Here is a 23,823-nt window from a genome sequence, read left to right as displayed (position 1 = left end):
CGGTGTCCGCCTGCCACATGGGCGTGCGCGGGCGCCGCTCATAGGTTCCGGCAGCAACCCGTACCCCGCACGTACCGACCAGGGAGGCACCCGTGCGCCCACCGATCCTGAGACGTCTCTTCCGCCGCGTCGCGTCCGCGGCCGCCCTCGGCCTGCTCGCGGCGACGCTGGGGGCCACGGCCGCCGCGCAGCCGGCCGCCGCTGCCGCCGGCGGCCTCCAGCAGGTCACCGGCTTCGGCTCCAACCCCGGCAACCTGCAGATGTACGCCTACACCCCCGCCGCGCTCCCCGCGAACGCGCCCCTGGTCGTCGCCCTGCACGGCTGCACGCAGACGGCCTCCGCCTACTACACCAACTCCGGCTGGCCGCAGTTCGCCGACAAGTGGGGCTTCTCCGTGGTCTTCCCGCAGACCACGTCCGCGAACAACTCCCTCTCCTGCTTCGGCTGGTTCGACCCGGCCGAGGACACCCGCGGCAAGGGCGAGGCCGCGTCCATCGTGCAGATGGTCGAGTACGCCAAGCAGCAGTACGGCTCCGACGGCCACCGGGTGTACGTCACCGGGCTGTCGGCGGGCGGCGGCATGACCGCGGACCTGCTGGCCGCCTACCCGGACGTGTTCGCGGGCGGGTCCGTCGCCTCCGGGCTGCCCGCCCAGTGCGCGACCAGCCAGGCCGCAGCCTCGGGCTGCCAGACGGGGCCGCAGAAGCTGACACCCGCCCAGTGGGGCGACAAGGTCCGCGCCGCCTACCCCGGCTACTCCGGCCCCTGGCCCCGGGTGGCGATCTGGCAGGGCACGTCGGACTACACGGTCTACCCGGCCAACGCCACGGCGCTGCGCGACCAGTGGACGGACGTCTGGGACATCGGCCAGACCCCGTCGTCCACCGACACCCTCCCCGGCAGCACCACCCGCAGCGTCTACAACGACGCCTCCGGCAAGCCGGCCGTGGAGACGTACTCCGTCGCCGGCATGGGCCACGGCCTTCCCGTCAGCCCCGGCTCGGGCGACCAGCAGTGCGGGACGACGGCCGCGTACTTCCTGAACGCCATCTGCTCGACGTACTACACGGGCGTCTTCTGGGGCCTGGACGGCGGCACCCCGGGCGGGGGCGGCGACCAGCTCCCCGCGCCCGCGGGCGTACGGGTCACCGGCACCACGGACACCACCGCCGCGCTGTCCTGGAACGCGGTCGAGGGCGCCGCCTCGTACGCGGTCTACCGCAACGGCACGAAGATCGCGTCGCCCACCGCCACCACCCACACGGACACCGGCCTCACCGCCGGTACCGCATACCGCTACACCGTGGCGGCCGTCGACGGATCGGGCAAGGCGGGTACCGCCTCGGCCCAGGTGACGGCGACCACCACCGGCGGCAGCACCCCGGCGAAGTGCTTCACCGCCACCAACTACGCCCAGGTCACGGCGGGCAGGGCCCACACCACCGGCGGATACGTCTACGCCAACGGCTCGAACCAGAACATGGGCCTGTACAACGTCTTCGTCACCCACACCCTGAAGGAGTCACCCGCGGGCTACTTCGTGATCGCGGACAGCGGCTGCACCACCGGTTGACACGTGCGGTGGGCCGGGCCCGGCAGACGGACTGCCGGGCCAGGCCCACGCCTCAGGCGTACGCGTACGCGACCAGCCGGTCGGCGACCTCCCGGCCGCCCCGCTCGCCCGTGAGCACCGTGTAGTGGTTCACGTCCTTCACCGCCACCGGCTCCACCCGCGTCCCGTCCAGGTCCGCCGCCGCGAGCCGGCTCTCGTCGTACAGCCCCTGCTCCTCGTCCATCAGACCGCGCGCCGCCCACAGCAGAGTCGCCTCAGCGGGCAGCCTGCGTACGGCCGTGAGCACCTCCTCGTCGAACAGGCCGACACCGTCCGTACGGATCGCCTCGATCCGGCACGACGAGCGCAGGGCGGGCTCCTCGCCCGTCAGATCGCGCTGGATGTACGCGTCCACCTCGTCCGACCAGGCGTCACCGGCGAACGCCGGGTGTGCCTGCCAGAAGGAGCGGTAGGCGGCCCGGTCCGGGAACGTCATCGACAGCCGGTCCATCGCCGGACCGATCACCGCCGTCAGCAGCTCGTCGGGCGTCAGATGCGTGGGCGCGGGGAAGCCGACGCCGCCGTCGACGAGCAGCAGCGGGCCGAACCGGTCCGGGTGGCGCACCGCGGCCAGCGCCGCCACGAACGCGCCCATCGAGTGGCCCGCCAGCACCACCCGGCCGAGGCCCAGGGCCTCGGTCAGGGCGGCGACGTCGTCTGCGTGCGCGGCGATGCCGTACGGGCCCGGAAGCGCTGAACTCCCGGCCCTGCCCCGCAGATCCGGGGCGATCAGCGTGACCCGGCCGGCCAGCTGCCGGGCCACCGCGCCCCAGGACAGCCCGTTGGCCGTGATGCCGTGCAGCGCCACCACCACCGGCGCCTCCGGATCGGCGGCGGGCCAGCGCAGAGCGGCCAACGTTCCCCCGCTCACCGGGACTTCGATCTCCTCGTACGGAATCACTGGTCTCCGGTCTCCTTCCGGTACGGGACGGACCTCAGCCTGGACGGCAACCGGGCCAGGCCGCCCGGCAGCAGATGTACCACGGCCACGAACAGCACGCCCAGCAGGAACAGCGGCTGGGAGAGCGGGACCCGGAGCACCGCGGGCAGGTCCGCGACCGCGCCCGAACCGGCCAGATCGCCGAGCCGGTGGTCCGCCCAGGTGTAGAGGATGCCGCCCGCCATCGGCCCCCAGCGGGTGCCCGAGCCGCCCAGCACCACCATCACCAGCAGCGAGAGCGTGAAGTCGGACGTGGTCGTCTGGGGGGTGGAACCGCCGGTCAGGACCAGGTGGACGATGCCGCCGAGCGCGGCGAGCGCACCCGCGACGACGAAGGCCGTCAGCTTGAATCCGTACGGCTTCAGGCCCAGCACCTCCACCCGGCGCTCGTTCTCCTTGATGCCCTCCCAGACGCGGCCGGTGGGGGAGCGGACCGACCGGTGGACGACGGCCAGGGTGAGCACGAGGTAGGCCAGCGCGAGCCAGTAGAGGTTCGCCGTGTTGTCGATGCCGACGAGCCAGGAGGGAAGGAGATCGGCCGGGGCCGCCCGGCCCTCCTCGCCACCGGTGACCCCGCCGGGGTTGCGGGACACCAGGATCGAGCCCGCCTGGGCGAAGGCCAGGGTCACCATGGAGAAGCCGATCCCGGTGACGCGCAGGCTCACCGACCCCAGGACGAGGGCCAGCGCGATCCCGAAGAGGAGACCGAGGACCGAGGCCAGGACGAAGGGAAGGCCCGCCTCCAGCAGGAACATGTTGGTGGCGTAGCTGCCGGCCGCGAAGTACAGGGCGTGGCCGAACGAGAGCAGTCCGGTGCGCCCGAGCAGCAGGTCGTAGCCCGTGGCCAGGGCGCCGAACAGCAGGCAGGTGGCGAGGAGTTGCAGGCTGCCCGCACTGCCGAGCGGACCGTCCAGCAGACCGGGCACGGGCACGGCGCTGAACGGCGCGACGGCCAGGACCAGAAGGACGGCCGCCGGCCACCAGCGCAGCAGCCGGGGCGACTTGACCGGCAGCACCGGGGCCGGAGAGCCCTCGGTGCGGTCGTGTGTCTCGGTGGCGGTGCTCACGCGAGCCTCCCCGTCAGTCCGCGCGGGCGGATCAGCAGCAGCGCGGCGAGCAGGACGACGACCGCCAGATCGCCGAGGCCCGCCGCGGTGTAGTAGTTGGCGAACTGCTGGACCAGTCCGATGACGACCGACGCCACGGCGGCGCCGGTCACCGAACCCATGCCGCCGGTGACCACGACGACGAACGCGAAGATGAGCAGCGAGGTGCCCTGGCGCGGGTCGACCGAGCCGAAGTACAGCCCGCCGAGTGCCCCGCCGAGCGCGGCCGCGCAGCCGCCGATCGCGAAGACGAGGGTGAACGCCCTGCGGACGTCGATGCCGAGCGCGGTGACCATCGCCCGGTCCTCGACACCGGCCCGTACGACGAGACCGTGCCGGGTCCGGCCCAGGAACAGCCGCAGCGCCACCAGCACCACGACGGCCGCCGCGACCAGCACGAGGCGGTTGACCGGGACCTGCGCGCCCAGCAGCCCGAAGGTGCCGGACAGTGCATCGGGCCCGGGGAACGTCCGGGCGTCCGAGCCCCAGATGCCCGACAGCAGCGCCGGCACGGCGAGCCCGACCCCGACGGTGGCGAGCACCTGCTCGCGCGGCCGGGTGTAGAGCGGGCGGACGACCGCGAGTTCCAGGAGCACGGCGGCCGCGGTGCCCACCGCCGTACCGAACAGGACCGCGAGGACGAAGCCGGCGCCGCCGGGACCCGCGCCGGGCAGATGGCCGGACGCGGCCCACCAGGTGCCGTACGCGCCGATGGACAGCAGCGCCCCGTGCGCGAAGTTGAGGACGTCCATCAGGCCGAAGATCAGCGAGAGTCCGGACGCGATGAGGAAGTAGAGGGCTCCCAGACCGAGTCCGGTCATGGTGAGCAGGACGAGGGTGGACATCAGGAATCCGCCTCCGCGGTCTGGGGGTTCAGCGGGCCGTGGCCCACACCGAGCAGCCGGCGGGCCGCCTCCGCGTCGCCCAGGAGCCCGTCCGCCGGGCCCCGGTGGGCGGTCCGGCCGTCGGCCAGCACCACGCAGTGCCCGGCCAGCCGGCGGACGACGGCGAGGTTCTGTTCCACGAGCAGCACCGGCACCGCCTCGGCGGCCCGCTCCAGCACCTGCGCCACCTCGGTGACCACCTTCGGCGCCAGGCCCTTGGTGGGTTCGTCCGCGATGATCAGCCGGTTGGTGTTGAGCAGGGTGCGGCCGATGGCGACCATCTGCTGCTGACCGCCGGACAGCGTCCCGGCCAACTGCCGTGCGCGCTGCTTCAGTTCGGGGAAGAGCTCGTGCACCAACGCGTACGCGGGCTCGCCCGCGCCGCGCCGCTCGGCCAGCCGCAGGTTCTCCGCGACGGTCAGCCCGGCGAAGATGCCGCGGTCCTCGGGGGCGTAGCCGATCCCGCGCCGGACCAGCGCGTGCGTCGGCAGGGCCGCGGTCTCCTCGCCGTCCAGGCGGACACTGCCGCTGCGCGGGACGAGGCCGAGGATGCCGCGCACGGTCGTGGTCTTCCCGGCGCCGTTGCGGCCGAGCAGCGCGGTCACGCCGTGGCCGGCGACGTCCAGGTCGACGCCGTGCAGGATGTGCCGGCCGCCGATCAGGACCCGCAGGTCCCGCACGGCGAGCAGGGGTTGTTCCGTCGTCACAGCCCCTCCCCGAGGTAGGCCTGCTGCACGGTCGGATCGGCGGTCACGGCCGCGGGGGTGTCCAGGGCGAGCAGCCGGCCGTGGTGCATCACGGCGAGCCGGTCCGCGAGGCCCAGCAGGACGTCCATGTGGTGCTCGACCATGAGGACCGTGCGCCCCTCCTCCCGGTGCAGGGTGCGGATCAGTCCGGTCAGCGCCGGGACCTCCTCGGCGCTCACCCCGGCCATCGGCTCGTCGAGCAGCATCAGCCGCGGCTCGCCCACCAGCAGCACGGCCAGCTCCAGCTTCCGCTTCTCGCCGTGCGACAGTTCGGCGGCCGTGGCCCCGGCCCGGTGGCCGAGACCGGTGCGCTCCAGGACGCCGGCCACCTCGGCGGTGTACGGGTCGGCGCGCCGCCAGATGCGGTACGAGCCGCCCCGGACGGCCTGCGCGGCCAGCCGGACGTGGTCGGCCACGGTCATCGCGGGCCAGAGGCTGGACGTCTGGAACGTGCGGCCGATGCCACGCCGGGCCCGGACGTGCGCGGGCCGGTGCGTCATGTCGGTGCCGTCCAGCGCGACGGTGCCCGCGGTGGGCAGCGTCAGCCCGCTGATCAGGTTGAACAGGGACGTCTTGCCTGCCCCGTTGGGGCCGATGAAGGCGAGGAACTCGCCCTCGCGGACGCTCAGGGTGACGTCCTGGACGATGGTCGCGCCGCCGACGCTCCAGCCGAGCCCGTCCAGCCGGAGCACCGGGGTCGCCAGGTCCGCCGGGCCACCGTTCCGGTGCCCGGGGGTGTGGGGTGCGGTCACGGTTCAGCCCGCCGAGGGCTTCACGGGCGGTGCCACGGTGTCCATCGGCTCGGTGTCCAGCAGCTCCGGCTTCAGGGCGGCCCCCTTGCCGGTCAGCCGGGCCACGAACATCGGCTGCACCAGCGCGTGGTCCTCGGCCCGCACCTGCGCCTTGCCCTTGACGCCGTCGAAGGTCCAGCCCTCCAGGGCCTTCACCATCGCGGCCGGGTCGGTGGCGCTGCCCTCGGCCACGGCGTGCACGATCATCTGGGCCGCGGTGAAGCCGTCCGGGGTGAACAGGTCGGGCGTGCCGCCCGCCTTCGTGACCGAGTCGAGCATCGCCTTCTCCACGGCGTTGCCGCCGCCCGCGCCCGGGAAGTAGTGCGCCAGGAACGACACCTTGGACCCGGCCGCCCCGAAGACCGGGTACGAGGCGGTTCCGGCGAGGCCGGTGACGACCTTGCCCGCGCCCAGCACACCCTGCTGGTCCAGTGCCGTCCACAGCGCGGGGGCGGTGGAACCGGCCCAGGCGACGAAGACCAGGTCCGGCCCGCCCGCCTTGACCTGCCGGGCGAACGGCGTCAGGTCCGTCGCGCTCGGCGGTGCCAGCACGGAACCGACCTTCGCGCCCTTCGCGCCGAGCACCGCCTTCACCGCGGCGACGTTGGCCTGGCCGAACGTGGAGTCCTGGGCGAGGACCGTGACCTTCTTGCCCTCGGCGTCGCCGAGCATCGCGCCCGCCGTGAGGATGTCCTGGTAGGACTGCCGGCCCGAACGGAAGGTGTAGCCGTTGATGCCGGTCACCGCGTCGGTGGCCGCCGGGCCGCTGACGTACAGCACCTTGTTCTGCGCGGCCAGGGGCGCCATCTGGAGCGCGACGCCGGAGTCGGTGGTGCCGGCCAGCACCTTGTACCCCTTGCCGATCAGGTTCTTCGCCGCGGAGACCGCCTTGCCGGGGTCGCCCGCGTCGTCCTGCTCGGTGACCTCGATGCGGTGGCCGGCGACCTTCCCGGTGCCCTTCGTCGCGTAGTCCAGGCCCGCCATGAAGCCGTCGCGGTACTGCTTGCCGTAGTCCGCGAGCAGCCCGGTGCGGGAGTAGACCAGGCCCACCTTCACGGCGGCGGTCCCACCGGCCTTCCCGGACCCGCCGGCGCCGGCATCGGACTGGCCCGCCTTCCCGGCGGCGGTGCAGCCGGTCAGCAGCAGACCGGCTGCGGCCAGGACGGCGAGGGTGCGGACGTGGGTGCGGGATCTGCTTGATCTGCTGGCTCTGCGACGCATGGTGACCGGCTCCTCGGCGTGTTCCTGTGATGTCGCCGAACCGTATGAACACCGTGCCGTCGTCGATATGGTGCAGGGCACCCCACCTGACCCGGGGCCCATGTGGGTGCCGTACATGGGCAGGAGCCCGGGGGACTCAGCCGGCGGGCTTCTCCGCGGTCAGGTCGATCAGCCGGCACACCGTCTCGATGTCTATCTTCACCTGCGCGATCGAGGCCCGGCCCGACAGCCAGGTGATCAGGGCCGAGTGCCAGGTGTGCTCGATGACCCGAACGGCCGAGAGCTGCTCGGGCGTCGGACGGTCGAGCCCCATCGCGTCCAGGATGATCGCCGTGGTGAGCCGCGAGACGGTGTCCACCTCGGGGCTCACGCTGCGGTCCGCGAAGGTCAGCGCGCGCACCATGGCGTCCGCCAGATGCGGTTCGCGCTGCATCGCGCGGAAGGCCCGCATCAGGGTGTCGGCCACCCGGTCCGCCGCGTTCTCACCGGCCGGGGGGCGCTTGCGGAGCGTCCCGTGCATGTGCTGGAGCTGGTCCTGCATGGTGGCTACCAGGAGGTGGACCTTGGACGGGAAGTAGCGGTAAAGGGTGCCCAGAGCCACCCCTGCGGCCTCCGCCACCTCGCGCATCTGCACGGCCTCGAAGCCGCCCCTGCTGGCGAGCTGGGCGCTGGCGTGCAGGATGCGGCGGCGGCGTGCCTCCTGGCGTTCCGTCAGGGGCGGCGATGCCGGTCTGGCTTCCGCTGTCATGTGTCCCATCCCGAGGCTTCTGTCCGCGTCCGCGAGGGCGCGCGGCCGGGTCCGGCGGCGCACAGCATGCCAGGGTGTGTGCCGTGGCGCGAATCACCTGATCCGGCCGTGGAACCGTTGCTACCTGCCGGTAGATTCATAGCTGGTTGAACGATCCAGTCTGAAACTTGTTCTAGATTAGCGTGAGCGGTTACGCTCCGGCGAACACGCAGCGAGAAGGGGGCCGAGTGTGACCGCTGAGGCCATAGAGTCGGGCCCCCGTGCGGGCGCCGCCACGTCGGACACAGGCGCCGACGCCGCCGGTGACCGGCCCCTGCGCATCGCCCTCCTCACCTACAAGGGCAACCCCTTCTGCGGCGGCCAGGGCGTCTACGTACGCCACCTCGCCCGCGAGCTCGCCCGGCTCGGCCACAGCGTCGAGGTGATCGGCGCCCAGCCCTACCCCGTGCTCGACGAGGGCGTCCCGCTCACCGAACTGCCCAGCCTGGACCTCTACCGGCAGCCCGACCCGTTCCGTACCCCGAAGCGTGGCGAGTTCCGGGACTGGATCGACGCCACCGAGGTCGCCACCATGTGGACCGGCGGCTTCCCCGAACCGCTCACCTTCAGCCTGCGGGCCCGGCGCCATCTCGCCGCCCGCAGCGGCGAGTTCGACGTCATCCACGACAACCAGACGCTCGGCTACGGGCTCCTCGCCGACCTCGGCGCCCCCCTCGTCACCACGATCCACCACCCCATCACCGTCGACCGGAAGCTCGACCTGGACGCGGCCCCGAACCGCCGCCGCCGCGCCTCCGTCCGCCGCTGGTACGCCTTCACCCGCATGCAGAAGCGCGTCGCCCGCAGGCTGTCGTCCGTGCTCACCGTCTCCGGCTCCTCCAAGCAGGAGATCGTCGACCACCTCGGGGTGGACCCCCGCCGCGTCCACGTCGTGCACATCGGCGCCGACACCGACCTGTGGTCGCCCGACCCCGCCGTTGCAGAGGTGCCCGGCCGGATCGTCACCACCTCCAGCGCCGACGTCCCGCTCAAGGGCCTCGTCCACCTCGTCGAGGCGCTCGCCAAGCTCCGCACCGACAACCCCGCGGCCCACCTCGTGGTCGTCGGCCGCCGCGCCGAGGACGGACCCGTCGCCCAGGCCATCGAACGGCACGGGCTCGGGGACGCCGTCGAGTTCGTCAAGGGCATCAGCGACGCCGAACTCGTCGACCTCGTCCGCGGCGCCCAGATCGCCTGCGTCCCCTCCCTCTACGAGGGCTTCTCGCTGCCCGCCGCCGAGGCGATGGCCACCGGCACCCCGCTCGTCGCCACCACCGGCGGCGCGATCCCGGAGGTCGCCGGGCCGGACGGCGAGACCTGTCTGGCCGTGCCGCCCGCAGACGCGGGCGCCCTGGCCGACGCGCTCGGCCGGCTGCTCGGCGATCCGGAGCTGCGCGCGCGGCTCGGGGCCGCCGGACGCGAACGGGTCCTCGCCCGGTTCACCTGGAAGCAGGCCGCGATCGGCACCGCCGCCCTCTACCGGGAGGCGATCGCCGCCCGCGCCGCCACCGGCCCCGGCGGCCGACGGTGACACCGCGTCCCACCCGCACCTTCACCCTCCGACCCCTCGACCGCGAAAGCAGGCATTCGTGCTGACCGTGGACTTCACCCGCTTCCCGCTCGCCGCAGGCGACCGAGTGCTCGACCTGGGCTGCGGCGCCGGACGCCACGCCTTCGAGTGCTACCGGCGCGGTGCCCAGGTGGTGGCTCTCGACCAGAACGGCGAGGAGATCCGCGAGGTCGCGAAGTGGTTCGCCGCGATGAAGGAGGAGGGCGAGGCCCCCGAGGGCGCCACCGCCACCGCGATGGAGGGTGACGCGCTCAACCTGCCGTTCCCCGACGAGTCCTTCGACGTCGTGATCATCTCCGAGGTCATGGAACACATCCCCGACGACAAGGGCGTGCTCGCCGAGATGGTCCGGGTCCTGAAGCCCGGCGGCCGGATCGCGGTCACCGTGCCGCGGTACGGCCCCGAGAAGGTCTGCTGGACGCTCTCCGACGCGTACCACGAGGTCGAGGGCGGCCACATCCGCATCTACAAGGCCGACGAACTGCTGGGCAAGATGCGCGGCGCCGGCCTCAAGCCGTACGGCACCCACCACGCGCACGCGCTGCACGCCCCCTACTGGTGGCTCAAGTGCGCCTTCGGCGTCGACAACGACAAGGCCCTGCCGGTGCGGGCGTACCACAAGCTGCTCGTCTGGGACATCATGAAGAAGCCCATGGCGACCCGGGTCGCCGAGCAGCTGCTCAACCCGGTCGTCGGCAAGAGCTTCGTGGCGTACGCGACCAAGCCGCACCTGCCCTCCACCGTGACGGCCGAGGCCGGGGCGTGACACTTCCCGAGCGGACCGAACACCTCGTCCTGCCCGGAGTCCTCACCGCGGGGGAGGCCGCCGAGACCGTCGCCGCGGTGCTCGCCGTGCAGTGCGACGACGGTGCGATCCCGTGGTTCCGCGGCCACCACCTCGACCCCTGGGACCACACCGAGGCGGCCATGGCGCTGGACGCGGCCGGTGAGCACACCGCCGCCGAACGCGCCTACGAGTGGCTCGCCCGCAACCAGAACGAGGACGGTTCCTGGTACGCGGCCTACCACGACGGCGACCCGAAGCAGCCGACCGACCGCGGCCTGGAGACCAACTTCTGCGCCTACGTGGCCGTCGGCGTCTGGCACCACTACCTCGCCACCGGTGACGACGCGTTCGTCGACCGGATGTGGCCGACGGTGTTCGCCGCCGTCGAGTTCGTCCTGAAGCTCCAGCAGCCCGGCGGCCAGATCGGCTGGAAGCGGGAGGCCGACGGCACCCCGGTGACGGACGCGCTGCTGACCGGCTCCTCCTCCATCCACCAGGCGCTGCGCTGCGCGCTGGCCCTCGCCGAGTCCCGCGAGGAGCCGCAGCCCGACTGGGAGCTGGCGACGGGGGCGCTGGGTCACGCGATCCGCAGCCACCCGGAGCGCTTCCTCGACAAGAGCCACTACTCGATGGACTGGTACTACCCGGTGCTCGGCGGCGCGCTCACGGGAGCGGCGGCCACGCAGCGGATCGACGAGGGCTGGGAGCGTTTCGTCGTCCCGGGCCTCGGAGTGCGCTGCGTGCTGCCCAACCCGTGGGTGACCGGCGGTGAGAGCTGCGAACTCGCCCTCGCCCTGTGGGTGATGGGCGAGTCCGACCGGGCCCTGGAGATCCTGCAGTCCGTCCAGCACCTGCGGGCCGATGGCGGCATGTACTGGACGGGCTACGTCTTCGAGGGCAACCGGGCGTTCTGGCCCGAGGAGCACACGGCGTGGACCGCCGGTTCGCTCCTGCTCGCGGTGGCCGCCCTCGGGGGGGACGAGGCGACCACCGCGGTCTTCAGCGGGGAGAGGCTGCCGAAGGGACTTGAGCCCGACTGCTGCGGCTGAGCGGGTGCCGCCGGGAAGCCCAGGCGGGTCCCGTCGGCCTCAGCGTCGGATGCGGCCTGCGACCGCGTGCCCGATGAACAGGTACACGACGGCTGCGAGTCCGTAACCGGCGACCACGTTGGCCCACGCCTTGTCGAACGTGAACAGGTCGTACGACCAGCCCGCGAGCCAGCGTGCGGTTTGCCGCACGAACTCGACGAGGTCGTTGCCCCGGTTGGCGTCGAGCAAGTACATCAAAATCCACAGGATGATGATGAAAGCCATGATGTCGGCCACCACGGCTATGACACGTGCGGCGGTACTGCTTCCGTTGCCTCGTCTGTAAGACATGGACTGCGGATTGCCGTTTTCCGCCGTACGAAACCCGGACGGCGGACCCGGGTGGCGGGGCGGTCCCGGCGGAGCCAGCCTTGCGGAGGAGTGCCGGCCCCCGGCACCCGCCGTGATGTCCCCGGTCAGGGAGGCCCGCCGTGCCCCGTTCCGTACCGCTCCGCCGACTCCTCGTGGCGCTGTTGCTGTCCTGCTCCGTGCTGGTGAGCACCACCGCGTGCGGGGGCGACGACGACAACAGCGGTACGAGCAGCTCCGCGTCGCCCACCGGGACGTCGTCGGCCCAGGCGCAGAAGTTCGCCAAGACGCGCTTCGTCGCCAACGCGGGGCTCGCGGCGGGCGCCTCGTACCAGTGGATCATCAAGCCGTACCGTGCCGGGAAGTTCAAGAAGGGCGCGGACGGGCGGACCTTCGCGCTCGTCAAGGCGGGCCTCGCGGGCGGCTTCGCCTACAACCGGCTCAAGGCCGCCACGGTCAACGCCAAGGGCGACCCGCTGCTGGCGAAGGCCGTCGCCCCGCTGACCGCGGGCATCGAATCCCTCAAGAGCATGGCCACCAAGCTCCGCAAGGGTGAGGCGGGTGCGGGCGACGTCGGCGCGTTCGAGAGCGTCATCAACAGCATCAAGGACGCCGGCAAGAGCGCGGGCGCCGAGGTGAAGGACAAGGTGCCGTCGACCTCCCAGCTGGGCGGATAACCATGGGTGGGCCGGGGCATGTCCGCACTAGGGTGCGGGCATGCCCCCTCTCGCGCATGAGCGCTACTGCGACGAAATCGTCCTGCTGACGGACACGTTGAGGACCGCGATCAGCGGCGCCGACCTCGACGCGACCGTCCCGACCTGCCCGGACTGGACGCTGCGCGAACTGGCCGTCCACCTCGGCGGCGCCCAGCGCTGGGCCGGCGAGATCGTCCGCACCCGGGCCACCGAGGAGCTCGGTGAGGAGCAGGTACCGGACTTCACACCCGACGGCGACGACCCCGCAGTGCTCGACGCCTGGCTGGCGGAGGGGGCGGCCGGGACCGCCGAGGTGCTGCGGCAGGCGGGCCCGGCTGTGAGTGCCTGGTCCTGGTACGAGCGGGACCGGAGCGCGGGCTTCTGGGCGCGGCGCATGGCGCTGGAGACGGTCGTCCACCTGGCGGACGCGGCACTGACCGCGAAGGTGCCGTACACGATGGCGCCCGAGCTGGCCGCGGACACGATCGACGAATGGCTCGACATCGTCGCCGGCGCCCAGGCGGAGGGCGATCCGGAGGCGCTGGAGCTGCGCGGGGGCGGCCGCTCCATCCACCTTCACGCCACCGACGTCCCGGACGCCGAGTGGCTCATCGAGTTCGGCGAGGACGGCTTCACCTGGCGCCACGCGCACGGCAAGGCGACGGCGGCGCTGCGGGGCCCGCTCACCGACCTGATGCTGGTCTTCAACCGCCGCCTCGCCCCTGACAGCGACCGGGTCGAGGTGCTGGGCGACGCGGAACTGCTGGACTTCTGGCTGGCGCGGTCGTCGTTCGGGTGAGGGGCGGCGGGGGCGGCCGGTGTGCGGGCCGGGCGTGGCTGGGCCAAGCTGGACGGGCAGCCCGTCCCGTCCCGCCAGGAGGTGCCGATGGACCCGGTCCGGGCCCTGGAGCGGATCGCTTTCCTGCTGGAGCGCGGCGGGGGCGACACCTACCGCGTCCAGGCCTTCCGTACCGCCGCCCGCACGGTGGCGGCGATGGACGACGGCGAGGCCGTGCGGCGGGTGACGAACGGCTCGCTGGAGCGGGTCAAGGGCATCGGTCCCAGGACCGCCCAGGTCATCCGCGAGGCGGTGGCCGGGGAGACGCCCGCCTACCTGGAGCGGCTGGAGACCGAGACCGCGGAGAGCGGGCCGCTCGCCGAGGGCGGCGAGGCACTGCTCGCGCTGCTGCGCGGCGACTGCCATCTGCACTCCGACTGGTCGGACGGCGGCAGCACCATCGAGGAGATGGGCCGCACGGCCGCCGCCCTCGGCCACGACTGGGCGGTGCTCACCGACCACTCGCCCCGGCTGACGGTCGCGAACGGCCTCTCTCCCGAGCGGCTGCGCGAACAGCTCGCCGTGGTGGCCGAACTCAACGAGCGCTGGGCGCCGTTCAGGCTGCTCACCGGTATCGAGTGCGACATCCTCCTCGACGGCTCCCTCGACCAGGAGGACGAGCTGCTGGAGCAGCTGGACCTCGTGGTGGTCTCCGTCCACTCCAAGCTGCGGATGGACCCCGCCCCGATGACCCGGCGGCTCGTCGCCGCCGTACGCCACCCGCAGGCGAACATCCTCGGCCACTGCACCGGCCGCCTGATCACCGGCCGGGGCCGCCCGGAGTCGCGGTTCGACGCGGACGAGGTCTTCGCCGCCTGCGCGGAGGCGGGCACGGCGGTCGAGATCAACAGCCGCCCCGAACGGCTGGACCCGCCCCGGCGGCTGCTGCGCCGGGCCGTGGACGCGGGCACCCTGTTCGCCGTCGACACCGACGCGCACGCACCCGGCCAGCTGGACTGGCAGATCCACGGTTGCGCCCGCGCCGAGGAGTGCGGGGTGCCGCCGGAGAGGGTCGTCAACACCTGGACGGCTGACGAACTCCTCGGCTGGACGCGGGAGGGACGGGTTCCGGGGGGTGCGGGGGCGGGGTCTTGAGCTCAGGAGTTGTCACCGGCGACGCCGGATGAGCCGCGCACCCCGCCCCCGCCCCGCTCAGGGCTGAGCCCCTCCACGGCGAGGTGGAAGAGACGGTCGGCCTGGGTGGCGGGGTCCTTGTGGTGCTCGGTGGCCAGGGCGATTCCTACGGCGAGGGTCAGCAGGTCGTGGAAGGTGACGTGCGGGGCGACTGCCTTCTCGCGAATGGCCCGCTGGAGCAGGGGAGTTCCGGCCACCTCGATTCTGCTGCCGCAGCTGCTCGGGGAGGGCTCCTCCGTGGGGGGCTCGTAGCTGAGGATGTGGGCGAATCCGCGCGCTGAGACCGCGTACTGGACGAAGGCGTGGAGCCACTCCAGGAGTGCGGTGCGGCCGTCCTCGGTCGTGCTCAGCCGGTGGGCGCGTTCGCACAGGCCCTCGATGCGCTCCTGGAAGACCGCTTCGAGCAGGGCGCGGCGGGTGGGGAAGTGGCGGCGCACGGTCGCCGAACCGACGCCCGCAGTGCGGGCGATCTGCTCCTGGGACGCCTCCGCGCCGTGCGCGGCGACCTCGGCCTCGGCGACGGCGAGGATGCGCTGGTAGTTGCGGCGGGCGTCCGAGCGCTGACCGGTCATGATCTCCTCATTGCTAAATGGCGGGCCCCGCCATATCTTAGCCGTAGGTAAAACGGCGGACCCCGCCGTTTTCAATCTCCGGTCCGCGAGGAGCAGCCACCATGCCCAGCAGCAGCGATATCGTCCTGGTCACCGGCGCCACCGGCCAGCAAGGCGGGGCCACGGCTCGTGCCCTTCTGGCCGCCGAGGTGCCCGTACGCGCGCTCGTGCGCGATCCGTCGTCGAAGCCCGCCCGGGCGATCGAGGCCCTGGGTGCCGAACTGGTGCGGGCGGATCTCTCCGACCGCGCCTCCCTCGGTCCGGCGGTCGAGGGGGTCCGCGCGGTGTTCTCGGTGCAGATGCCGCCGATGACCGAGACCAGCGTGGACTTCGCCGGCGAACTCGCCCAGGCCACCAACCTGGTGGACGCGGCGAAGGCCGCAGGGGTGCGGCAGTTCGTGCAGTCCTCGACCAGTGGCGTCGGTGAGCACACCCAGGTCGCCGGTTGGGCCGAGGGCCGCTGGGCGGCGATGGCCGACTACTTCCAGACCAAGCAGGCGATCATGGAGGCCGTGCGTGGTGCGGGATTTGCCCGCTGGACGGTGATCAAGCCCGCCTTCTTCATGGAGAACCTGCCCATGCTGGCGCCCGAGGGGCCCCGCGGCGGACTGCTGACGGTACTGAAGCCGGACACCGAACTGGCCCTCGTGGCCGTGCGGGACATCGGTACGGCCGCGGCGCACGCGCTCCGGGACCCCGACCGGTTCCATCAGGTCGAACTGGAACTCGCCGGTGACCTGCGCACGATGGAGCAGATCGCGCAGACCCTGTCCGCCGCCTGGGGAGTGCCCGTGACCGCGCCCTCCATGAGCGTGGCGGAGGCCCTTGCCGCGGGCATGCCGGCGTGGGGTGCCGGACACGAGTGGAACAACGTGGTCCTCCAGCCCGCCCGGCCCGCGTTCGCCCGGAAGTTGGGCATCCCGCTCACCACCTTCGCCGCGTGGGCGGATGAGCAGGTGGCGCCCGTGTCCGGCTAGGGGCGCGCTCTAGTGGTTGAGCTCCGCCAGTACCCGCAACGTATGCGGGTCCGGCGCCGTCACCAAGAGGTCCGTCACCGGGCCCTTGCGCCACAACTCCAGCCGTTCCGCGATCCGTTCCCTCGGGCCGACCAGGGAGATCTCGTCGGCGAAGGCGTCCGGTACGGCCAGCACCGCTTCCTCCTTCCGTCCCTCCAGGAACAGTTGCTGAATGTGGCGCGCCTCCTCCTCGAACCCCATCCGTGCCATCAGGTCCGCATGGAAGTTGCGGGCCGCGGCGCCCATGCCGCCGATGTAGAAGCCGAGCATCGCCTTCACCGGCAGCAGGCCCTCCGCGACGTCGTCACAGACGTGCGCGCGGGCCATCGGCGCGATCATGAACCCCTCGGGGAGGCCGCTCAGCGAGGCCTCGTACACGTCGGTGCGCAGCGGTGACCAGTACAGCGGGAGCCAGCCGTCCGCGATCCGGGTGGTCTGGGCGATGTTCTTCGGGCCTTCGGCGCCGAGCAGCACCGGGAGGTCCGCGCGGAGGGGATGGGTGATCGGTTTGAGCGGTTTGCCGAGGCCGGTGGCGTCCGGGCCGTTGTACGGGTGGGAGTGGAACCGGCCGTCCAACTCCACGGGCGCCTCGCGGCGCAGGACCTGGCGGACCACGTCGACGTACTCGCGGGTCGCGGTGAGGGGGCTGCGGGGGAACGGGCGCCCGTACCAGCCCTCCACGACCTGGGGGCCGGACAGGCCCAGGCCGAGCATCATCCGGCCGCCGGAGAGGTGGTCGAGGGTCAGGGCGTGCATCGCGGTCGCGGTCGGGGTGCGGGCCGCCATCTGGGCGATGGCGGTGCCCAGTTTGATACGGGAGGTGTGGGCGGCGATCCACGTCAGCGGGGTGAAGGCGTCCGAGCCCCAGGCCTCCGCCGTCCACACCGAGGAGTAGCCGAGGTCCTCCGCCTCGCGGGCGAGGTCCAGGTGGGCCGGGTTCGGGCCGCGGCCCCAGTATCCGAGAGCGAGTCCGAGCCGCATGTCGCTGCCTCCCAAGGAGTTTGACGGTGCGTCAGGTGTGGTGGGAGGGAGGGTACGACAGCGGCCCCCCGCCCGGAAGGGGCGGGGGGCCGCTGTCGGTGGTGCGTGCGCCGTGGCGCCGGCGTCTCAGCCGCGCTGGATGCCCGTCGTGTCCTGGAGGACTCCGCGACGGCCGTCCTGCGTCTGGGCGATGAGGCCCGGACCGCGCTGCTCGACCGCGAGATACCAGGTGCCCGGCGCCAGTTCGGCGATCGGGGCCGGCGAACCGTCCTCGCCGTACAGCGGACGGGCCACCGGCACGGCGAACCAGAACGGGGTGAAGTCCCCTGCGGGCGCGGCCTGCTGGGCGGGGGCCTGTGCCTGCTGCGGCTCGGGCTGGCCCTGCTGACCGGGCTGACCGGGCTGCGGCTGGCCGCCGTACGACGGAGCCTGGGCCTGCGGCTGAGCGCCGTAGGGGGGCTGCTGGGCGCCCGGGTAGCCGTAGCCCTGGCCCGGCTGCGGCTGGCCACCGTACGGCGGCTGCACGGCCTGCGGCTTCGGGGCGCCCGCGAGCGGGGCCTTGAGCGCCGGGATCAGCGGGGAGGCGACCGCGCCGAAGGCCAGGGCCAGGGAGGCGATCAGGCCGAGGATCAGTCCGGCACCGGCGTCGATCTGGCCGAGGTCGATGATGGTCCAGAACATGTTCCACGCCGTGAAGACCGTGGCGGCGACACCGAACGCGGCGAGGTCGAGACCCAGGACCTTGCGCGGCTGGGGCTGCGAGCGGGAGAGCACGATCAGTGCCGCGCCGATCACCCCGACCATGTAGACGCCGATCCCGTTGCCCAGGGAGTCCCAGGAGTTCGGCGCGTCGACGCTGGTGCTTCCGTAGTCGAAGTAGTCGAGGAAAGAGGCGATGAACAGCACGACCGCTGCTCCGATCACCACGCCATCGCCTCGAGTGAGGGAGCGGATATTCACGTGAAGGTCCTTAGTCGGTCGTCTCGTCGGGGCGTTTGTCGCTGCCACCGGTACGGCGGGTACGGCGCGAAGCTCGGGAGCGGCCCCCCATCGTACGGATGAATCTATCGTCTGCCCGGGCGGGTTGTGTTCCTGCCCGGACGTTGGACGAGCATCCTCCCGAATTCATCGCAGAACCACCTCTTACTACCCGTTCAGGTAGCTGCTGATGCCGTCCGCGATGCCCTGGGCCGCCTTCTGACGCCAGCCCGCGCTGGTGAGCAGGGCGGCGTCCTTCGGATCACGCATATTGCCGCATTCGATGAAGACTTTGGGGACGGTCGACAAATTCAGTCCGCCGAGATCCTTGCGGGTGTCCAAGCCGGTATTGCCGCCGATGTAATTGGAAGGCGCACTTCCGGTAGCGCGTACGAAGAGTCCGGCGATGCGGGTGCCCAGTTCGCGCGACGGGCCCACGATCTTCGAGGTGTCCGCGCCGCCGCCGCGCACCGATGCGGGAAGAATCACATGGAAGCCGCGGTTCCCGGCCGCCGATCCGTCCGCGTGGACCGAGACGACCGCGTCCGCCCCGGCCTTGTTGCCGATCCGGGCCCGCTCGTCGACGCACGGCCCGAACGGCCGGTCGTCGTCGTACGTCAGGAGCACCTTCGCCCCCTGGGCCTGGAGCAGCGTACGCAGCCGGTGCGACACATCGAGGGTGAACCGGGCCTCCGCGTAACCGGAGTTGGTGGAGGTGCCGGTGGTGTCGCACTCCTTGTGCGTGGTGCCGATGTCCACCTGGCGGTTGATCTCGGCGGTGTGCAGGTGGTTGTCCGGGTTGTGCCCCGGGTCGATGACGACCGTCCTGCCGGACAGCGGGCCGGACGCCGCGGGTGCGGTGGGCCTCTTCGACGGGGACGGGCCGGTGCGCGACGGCGACGGGGAGGCCGGGGCGGCGGGTGTGGACGCGGCCGCCGAGGACGGGGCCGTGTCGCCGCCCTTCCCGGGCTGTGCCTGCGCGGTGCCGCCGCCGTCCGCGCCGCAGCCGGCGAGGCCCAGGCACAGGACGGTCAGCACCGCGGCGGCGGGCAGGGACGGGCGGTGTGGGGTGGGGGGAGCACTCTCGTCGTGACGCACCCGGCGATGCTATCCGGGAGTCCGCGCGGTGTCCGGGGGCCTCAGAACCCCGGCCCGGTACGGCGCAGCACCCGCAGCGAGTCCGTGACGGAGATCTCGGTGAAGGCGCCCGACGCCAGCGCCCGCAGATACACCCGGTACGGGGCCTGGCCGCCGTGCGCGGGGTCCGGGAACACGTCGTGGATCACCAGCAGCCCGCCCTCGGCGACATGCGGTGCCCAGCCCTCGTAGTCGCCGTTCGCGTGCTCGTCGGTGTGGCCGCCGTCGATGAAGACGAGGCCGAGCGGGCCGCCCCAGACGGCCGCCACCTGCGGGGAACGTCCCACGAGCGCCACCACGTGCTCCTCCAGGCCGGCCGCGTGCAGCGTCCGGCGGAACGTGGGCAGGGTGTCCATCCGGCCCACCTCGGGGTCCACCACCGTCGGGTCGTGGTACTCCCAGCCGGGCTGCTGCTCCTCGCTGCCCCGGTGGTGGTCGACGGTGAGCGCCGTGACGCCGGCCGCGCGTGCGGCGTCGGCGAGCAGGATGGTGGAGCGTCCGCAGTACGTGCCCACCTCCAGCAGCGGCAGTCCGAGCGCGGCCGCATCGGTGGCGGCGGTGTACAGCGCGAGTCCCTCGACCACCGGCATGAAGCCCTTGGCGGCCTGGAACGCGGCGAGAATCTCCGGCTTGGGCTCGGCGGCCACGGGGTTCCTCCTGGTGGGACGGGATGCACGGCGGTCGGTTCGACGGGCGCCATCGTGCCGTACGCCCCCGCCGGATGAACCGGCGGGGGCGTACGGGTGGGGTGGGCCCGGGTCGGGGCAGGCCCCCGGCGGAGCCGTGACGCAGGGGTCAGCAGCTCTGCCAGAGTCGGGTCATGACGCGGACGCCGAAGCGCAGTCCCTCCAGCGGGACGCGCTCGTCCACGCCGTGGAAGAGGCGGCCGTAGTCCAGGTCGTGCGGGAGCTTCAGGCCCTTGAAGCCGAAGCAGCGGATGCCGAGGTGGGTGAAGGCCTTGGCGTCCGTGCCGCCGGGGTTGCAGTACGGCACCGGGTGGCCGTCCGGGTCCTCGGCGCGCACCGCGTCGCACATCGCGTCGACGAGCGGGCCGTCGAACGTGGTCTCCATCGCGATGTCGTGGTTGACCCACTCGCGGGTGACCGACGGGAGGAGGAGCCTGTCGATGGTGTCGATCAGTTCCTGCTCGTGGCCGGGCAGGAAGCGGCCGTCGACACGGGCGGTCGCCTTCCCGGGGATCACGTTGGTCTGGTAGCCGGCGTTGAACATGGTGGGGTTCGCGGAGTTGCGGAGCACCACCTGCATGAAGTCGGAGACCGGGCCGAGCTTCGCGAGGCTGCCCTCGATGTCGTTCTCGTCGAACTCGACACCGTAGAGACCGGCGGCCTCCTCCAGCAGGGCGCGGACCGGTTCGATCAGCCGGATCGGGAAGGTCTCGCGCCCGATCCGGGTCAGCGACTCGGCGAGGTCGGTGACCGCGTTCTCGTCGTTGGGGGAGGAGCCGTGGCCGGCCCGGCCGGTCGCGGTGAGCTCCATCCAGGCCATGCCGCGCTGGGCGTTCTCGATCGGGTAGAGGCGCCGGGTGTCGTCGATCGCGAAGGAGAACCCGCCGCCCTCGCCGATCGCCTCGGTGACCCCGGCGAACAGCTCCGGGCGGTGCTCGACCAGCCAGTGGGCGCCGAACTTGCCGCCCGCCTCCTCGTCGGCGAGGAAGGCGAGGACCAGGTCCCGGGAGGGCTGCGTACCGGTGCGGGCGAAGTGCCGGGCGGTGGCCAGCATGACGGCCACCGTGTCCTTCATGTCGATCGCGCCGCGGCCCCACAGGTAGCCGTCCCGGATCTCGCCGGAGAACGGCGGCACCTGCCACTCGGAGGCGTCCGCGGGGACCACGTCCAGGTGGCCGTGGACCATCAGGGCGCCGCGCTCGGGATCGCGGCCCGCGATCCGGGCGATGACGCTGGCCCGGCCCGGGGCGGACTCGACGAGCTCGGAGTCGATGCCCACCTCGGCGAGGCGGCCCACCACCCAGTCGGCGCTCGCGCGCTCGTTGCTGGTGGGGTTGGAGGTGTCGAACCTGATCAGTTCGGCGCAGAGGTCGACGACCTCGGCCTGGGCCTCGTCGGAGGCCGGGACCAGGGGTGCGCCGGGGGCGGTGCTCATGCTGCTCCCACGGAGGTGGTGGCGGGGGCGGCGGGGGCCGAGTCGTTCTCGGAGCCCTCGTCGTCCAGGGTGGAGGTGCCGTACGGCCGCACCCAGCCCAGCAGGCCGAGGACGCTGTACAGGACGAAGGCGGTGGCCAGCGAGTTCAGGGCCGGGATGCCGCCGTCGTAGAACTTGCCGACGCAGAACGCCGCGATCCAGATGACGATCGACATCGGGACCCAGGTAGGCGAGGTCTTCGGCAGGGTCTCGGACTCCCGGGTCTCGTCCAACGGCTTGCGCATCTTCTTCACGACCCAGTACTCGGCCACGATGATGCCGCCGATCGGCGGGATGGCGACGCCGAGGATCGTCAGGAACTCGGTGAAGTGGGTCATGATCCCGACCGCGGACAGGACCGTGCCCGCGATGCCGAGGACGATCGTGACCGCGCCGCGGTGGACGCGCTTGCCGAAGACGACCTGGAAGAAGTTGACGACGCCGAGCGAGGAGCCGTACAGGTTCCAGTCGTTGATCTTCGCGGTGGACATCAGGACCACGATCACGCCGAAGGCGCCGGAGGTGGAGAGGACGATGTGCGAGACCTCGTTGCTCTTCACCAGGTGGCCGAGCAGCACTCCGGTCAGGCCGACGATGTACTCGGAGAGGATCATCGAGGAGGCGCTCTGCAGGAAGACGTGCGAGCCCTTGCGGTTGTAGCGGGTCATCTCCGGGGAGACGATCGCGCCCGTCATGTAGCCGCCCGCGATGGCGGTGGCGGCGACGGCCAGCGGGATCGTGTCGCCGGGCGGCGGCGAGTGGATCAGGTCGCTGAAGGAGTGGTCATTGAGCGTGTTGACGACCGACCAGGCGACCATCGCGAAGAACAGCGGGGTGACGACCTTCGCGAAGTTCGCCATGTACTTGAAGCCGAAGATCACCAGCGCGGTGATGGCGATCCCGGCGAGCACGCACCACATCCAGGACGGTCCGCCGACCAGCGCCGAGACGCTGTTGCCGAAGATCGTGTTCTGGACGCCGAACCAGCCGACCAGGCTGACCGCGATGACGAAGCTGACCAGCGCGGAGCCGTTGCGGCCGAAGCCCACCCAGCGGGTCAGCATCGGGGTCGCGAGACCCTCGCGCATGCCGGCCAGACCGATCGCGAAGATCACGATCTCCAGGATCACCGCGCCGAGCGTGAAGGCGAGGAAGGCGTTGCCGAAGGTCATGCCGACGCCGATGGTGGCGCCGAGCGTGAACTGCGAGATCGAACCGGACTGGGCCAGCCACTGGAGCAGCATCGACCAGAAACCGAAGCGCTTGTCGCGCGGGACGCGCGAGAGCGAGTAGTCGTCGCTGCCGATGCTCTTGGCCTCGGGGGCCACGGCGCCGGCCTGTGGGGTGGCAGCCATCAGGACTCCTGGGGTGTGCGGCCGAAGGTCTGCAGGTGAGCCAGCGACCCGTAGCGGTTGACGAGGTTGTCGAACTCCACCGCGTCGTGGAAGTCCAGGTGGCCGCCGCCGTAGGCCTTGGCGACCTCCACGGCGTAGCGGGCGGCGGACGCGATGTCGGTCTCGTGACTCGCGCCGGTGCCGCAGCCGGGCACCGCGGCGGCCGAGGTGATGGCCAGACCGATGACGGGAGCGGCCGTCGCGGTGGAGGGCTGGAGGATCGAATTGATGTGGTGTGCCCCGTTACCGTACGGCGTGATGTCCTGAGTCGTCACGGGGTACGTGACCAACGGCTCACCCGTCACCACGGCCAGCAGCTCACCGAGCTGCTCGCTGACCCGGAGCACCCAGCCCTCCTTGACGGTGGGCGACAGGGCGAGGCCCTTGTGGTTGATGATCCGGTTGCCCTTGGTGGTGTCGATGGAGAGCACGGCCTCCATCTCGTCCGTCACCTCGTGGCGGTTCATGGTGGCGATGTCCACGGGCGAGCCCATGAACGGCACCGGGTCGTGCGGCTCGGTCGGCGCGTCCGGGCAGATGTGGGTGGCGACGATCACGTCGCCGGGCAGCACATCGCCGCGGCGGCGCATGTCGAGCAGCTTGGCGGCGGTGGCGACGGCCGAGACCGCGCCGTCGGCGTCGGAGACCAGGCCGGTCACCTCGGGCCGGGCGCCGATGCCGCCGAGCCGGCCGACGACGCCCAGGGTGCGGGCGCTGCCTCCGGCGGTGCGTCCCCGGGAGCCGGGGATGCGGACCATCACGAAGTCCGTCGAGCCCCGTTCGCCGGCGACCGTGGCCACCTCCGCGGACGAGCCCTCGGCCCCCGCTACGGAGTCGAGGTACTCGACGACCGTCTTGCCACTGGCCTGGGGGTCGTCCAGAAGACCGACGACGTCCAGCACGTACTTCAACATGGGGGGCCTTTCTCGCGCATCCGTCACACCCGTCCGGCGCCCGGCAGGGAGTGGGACGCCGGACGGGGTGCTGAGAGCAGATTCGGGATCGGATAGCGTTGAACGCAACTGTTTCCCGTT

At 72.1% G+C, this 23,823-nt stretch carries 24 protein-coding genes; 8 read left to right on the top strand and 16 right to left on the bottom strand.

Annotated elements, in window-relative coordinates; all coding sequences use genetic code 11:
• The first annotated feature begins 92 nt into the window (after nt 1-92).
• The gene (locus OG408_RS12105; RefSeq protein ID WP_326669803.1) at nt 93-1,574 is read left to right on the top strand and encodes an extracellular catalytic domain type 1 short-chain-length polyhydroxyalkanoate depolymerase; all 1,482 of its coding nucleotides are present in this window, start codon (nt 93-95) and stop codon (nt 1,572-1,574) included.
• A 52-nt stretch (nt 1,575-1,626) separates the two neighbouring features.
• Here the strand turns inward: OG408_RS12105 and OG408_RS12100 are convergent, their stop codons facing one another.
• From OG408_RS12100 to OG408_RS12070, 7 genes are all read right to left on the bottom strand, one after another.
• On the bottom strand, nt 1,627-2,514 hold the full coding sequence (locus OG408_RS12100; protein WP_326669801.1) for an alpha/beta fold hydrolase: 888 nt from the start codon (nt 2,512-2,514) through the stop codon (nt 1,627-1,629).
• Nucleotides 2,511-3,620, bottom strand: a complete 1,110-nt coding sequence (locus tag OG408_RS12095) for a branched-chain amino acid ABC transporter permease (protein WP_326669799.1) — start codon at nt 3,618-3,620, stop codon at nt 2,511-2,513. The genes OG408_RS12100 and OG408_RS12095 overlap by 4 nt, the downstream gene beginning before the upstream one ends.
• On the bottom strand, nt 3,617-4,504 hold the full coding sequence (locus OG408_RS12090) for a branched-chain amino acid ABC transporter permease (RefSeq protein WP_266778201.1): 888 nt from the start codon (nt 4,502-4,504) through the stop codon (nt 3,617-3,619). Before OG408_RS12090 ends, OG408_RS12095 begins: the two co-directional genes overlap by 4 nt.
• The gene (locus OG408_RS12085; RefSeq protein WP_326669797.1) at nt 4,504-5,250 is read right to left on the bottom strand and encodes an ABC transporter ATP-binding protein; all 747 of its coding nucleotides are present in this window, start codon (nt 5,248-5,250) and stop codon (nt 4,504-4,506) included. The genes OG408_RS12090 and OG408_RS12085 overlap by 1 nt, the downstream gene beginning before the upstream one ends.
• The gene (locus tag OG408_RS12080; RefSeq protein ID WP_285565240.1) at nt 5,247-6,041 is read right to left on the bottom strand and encodes an ABC transporter ATP-binding protein; all 795 of its coding nucleotides are present in this window, start codon (nt 6,039-6,041) and stop codon (nt 5,247-5,249) included. Before OG408_RS12080 ends, OG408_RS12085 begins: the two co-directional genes overlap by 4 nt.
• Nucleotides 6,042-6,044: 3 nt before the next feature.
• The gene (locus tag OG408_RS12075) at nt 6,045-7,301 is read right to left on the bottom strand and encodes a substrate-binding domain-containing protein (protein ID WP_326669794.1); all 1,257 of its coding nucleotides are present in this window, start codon (nt 7,299-7,301) and stop codon (nt 6,045-6,047) included.
• A 136-nt stretch (nt 7,302-7,437) separates the two neighbouring features.
• The gene (locus OG408_RS12070) at nt 7,438-8,049 is read right to left on the bottom strand and encodes a TetR family transcriptional regulator (RefSeq protein ID WP_266778193.1); all 612 of its coding nucleotides are present in this window, start codon (nt 8,047-8,049) and stop codon (nt 7,438-7,440) included.
• A 229-nt stretch (nt 8,050-8,278) separates the two neighbouring features.
• Here OG408_RS12070 and OG408_RS12065 point away from each other — a divergent pair, with 229 nt between their 5' ends.
• From OG408_RS12065 to OG408_RS12055, 3 genes are read left to right on the top strand one after another with little or no spacing between them, the layout of a single operon-like run.
• Entirely contained in the window at nt 8,279-9,619 is a 1,341-nt protein-coding gene (locus tag OG408_RS12065) for a glycosyltransferase family 4 protein (protein ID WP_285565238.1), read from the top strand.
• Between the two features lie 58 nt (nt 9,620-9,677).
• The gene (locus tag OG408_RS12060) at nt 9,678-10,424 is read left to right on the top strand and encodes a class I SAM-dependent methyltransferase (protein ID WP_266778189.1); all 747 of its coding nucleotides are present in this window, start codon (nt 9,678-9,680) and stop codon (nt 10,422-10,424) included.
• The gene (locus OG408_RS12055; RefSeq protein ID WP_326669789.1) at nt 10,421-11,494 is read left to right on the top strand and encodes a prenyltransferase; all 1,074 of its coding nucleotides are present in this window, start codon (nt 10,421-10,423) and stop codon (nt 11,492-11,494) included. Before OG408_RS12060 ends, OG408_RS12055 begins: the two co-directional genes overlap by 4 nt.
• Nucleotides 11,495-11,533: 39 nt before the next feature.
• Here OG408_RS12055 and OG408_RS12050 read toward each other — a convergent pair whose 3' ends face one another.
• Entirely contained in the window at nt 11,534-11,824 is a 291-nt protein-coding gene (locus OG408_RS12050) for a hypothetical protein (RefSeq protein WP_326669787.1), read from the bottom strand.
• Between the two features lie 140 nt (nt 11,825-11,964).
• On the opposite strand from OG408_RS12050, the gene OG408_RS12045 reads away from it, so the two are divergent.
• The 3 genes from OG408_RS12045 to OG408_RS12035 all read left to right on the top strand — a co-directional run bounded on the left by OG408_RS12045 (nt 11,965) and on the right by OG408_RS12035 (nt 14,473).
• Complete coding sequence (locus tag OG408_RS12045; RefSeq protein ID WP_326669785.1) at nt 11,965-12,519, top strand: hypothetical protein; 555 nt, start codon at nt 11,965-11,967, stop codon at nt 12,517-12,519.
• Nucleotides 12,520-12,559: 40 nt separating this feature from the next.
• Entirely contained in the window at nt 12,560-13,339 is a 780-nt protein-coding gene (locus tag OG408_RS12040; RefSeq protein WP_326669784.1) for a maleylpyruvate isomerase family mycothiol-dependent enzyme, read from the top strand.
• 87 nt (nt 13,340-13,426) lie between these two features.
• Nucleotides 13,427-14,473: a PHP domain-containing protein gene (locus tag OG408_RS12035; RefSeq protein ID WP_326674520.1), complete on the top strand. Its 1,047-nt coding sequence runs from the start codon at nt 13,427-13,429 to the stop codon at nt 14,471-14,473.
• A 2-nt stretch (nt 14,474-14,475) separates the two neighbouring features.
• Here the strand turns inward: OG408_RS12035 and OG408_RS12030 are convergent, their stop codons facing one another.
• Entirely contained in the window at nt 14,476-15,084 is a 609-nt protein-coding gene (locus OG408_RS12030; RefSeq protein ID WP_266778171.1) for a TetR/AcrR family transcriptional regulator, read from the bottom strand.
• Between the two features lie 101 nt (nt 15,085-15,185).
• Here OG408_RS12030 and OG408_RS12025 point away from each other — a divergent pair, with 101 nt between their 5' ends.
• Nucleotides 15,186-16,100 carry an NmrA/HSCARG family protein gene (locus tag OG408_RS12025; RefSeq protein WP_326669781.1) on the top strand — a complete coding sequence of 305 codons (915 nt, stop codon included), beginning with the start codon at nt 15,186-15,188 and terminating at the stop codon, nt 16,098-16,100.
• A gap of 9 nt (nt 16,101-16,109) precedes the next feature.
• On the opposite strand, the gene OG408_RS12020 is transcribed toward OG408_RS12025, so the two are convergent.
• From OG408_RS12020 to OG408_RS11990, 7 genes are all read right to left on the bottom strand, one after another.
• Nucleotides 16,110-17,120, bottom strand: a complete 1,011-nt coding sequence (locus tag OG408_RS12020) for an LLM class F420-dependent oxidoreductase (RefSeq protein ID WP_326669780.1) — start codon at nt 17,118-17,120, stop codon at nt 16,110-16,112.
• Nucleotides 17,121-17,246: 126 nt separating this feature from the next.
• Entirely contained in the window at nt 17,247-18,047 is an 801-nt protein-coding gene (locus OG408_RS12015; protein ID WP_326669778.1) for a hypothetical protein, read from the bottom strand.
• A 219-nt stretch (nt 18,048-18,266) separates the two neighbouring features.
• Complete coding sequence (locus OG408_RS12010) at nt 18,267-19,196, bottom strand: N-acetylmuramoyl-L-alanine amidase (RefSeq protein WP_326669776.1); 930 nt, start codon at nt 19,194-19,196, stop codon at nt 18,267-18,269.
• Between the two features lie 41 nt (nt 19,197-19,237).
• Nucleotides 19,238-19,825 carry a class I SAM-dependent methyltransferase gene (locus OG408_RS12005; RefSeq protein ID WP_266786117.1) on the bottom strand — a complete coding sequence of 196 codons (588 nt, stop codon included), beginning with the start codon at nt 19,823-19,825 and terminating at the stop codon, nt 19,238-19,240.
• A gap of 205 nt (nt 19,826-20,030) precedes the next feature.
• Nucleotides 20,031-21,356 carry a M20/M25/M40 family metallo-hydrolase gene (locus OG408_RS12000; RefSeq protein ID WP_266778161.1) on the bottom strand — a complete coding sequence of 442 codons (1,326 nt, stop codon included), beginning with the start codon at nt 21,354-21,356 and terminating at the stop codon, nt 20,031-20,033.
• Entirely contained in the window at nt 21,353-22,750 is a 1,398-nt protein-coding gene (locus OG408_RS11995; protein WP_266778159.1) for a cytosine permease, read from the bottom strand. Before OG408_RS11995 ends, OG408_RS12000 begins: the two co-directional genes overlap by 4 nt.
• Nucleotides 22,750-23,703: a DUF1177 domain-containing protein gene (locus OG408_RS11990; protein WP_266778157.1), complete on the bottom strand. Its 954-nt coding sequence runs from the start codon at nt 23,701-23,703 to the stop codon at nt 22,750-22,752. The genes OG408_RS11995 and OG408_RS11990 overlap by 1 nt, the downstream gene beginning before the upstream one ends.
• Between the last annotated feature and the right edge of the window lie 120 nt (nt 23,704-23,823).

This window comes from Streptomyces sp. NBC_01257 (assembly GCF_035917255.1).
Lineage (GTDB): Bacteria > Actinomycetota > Actinomycetes > Streptomycetales > Streptomycetaceae > Streptomyces.
This window is presented reverse-complemented; position numbering and strand designations above follow the sequence as displayed.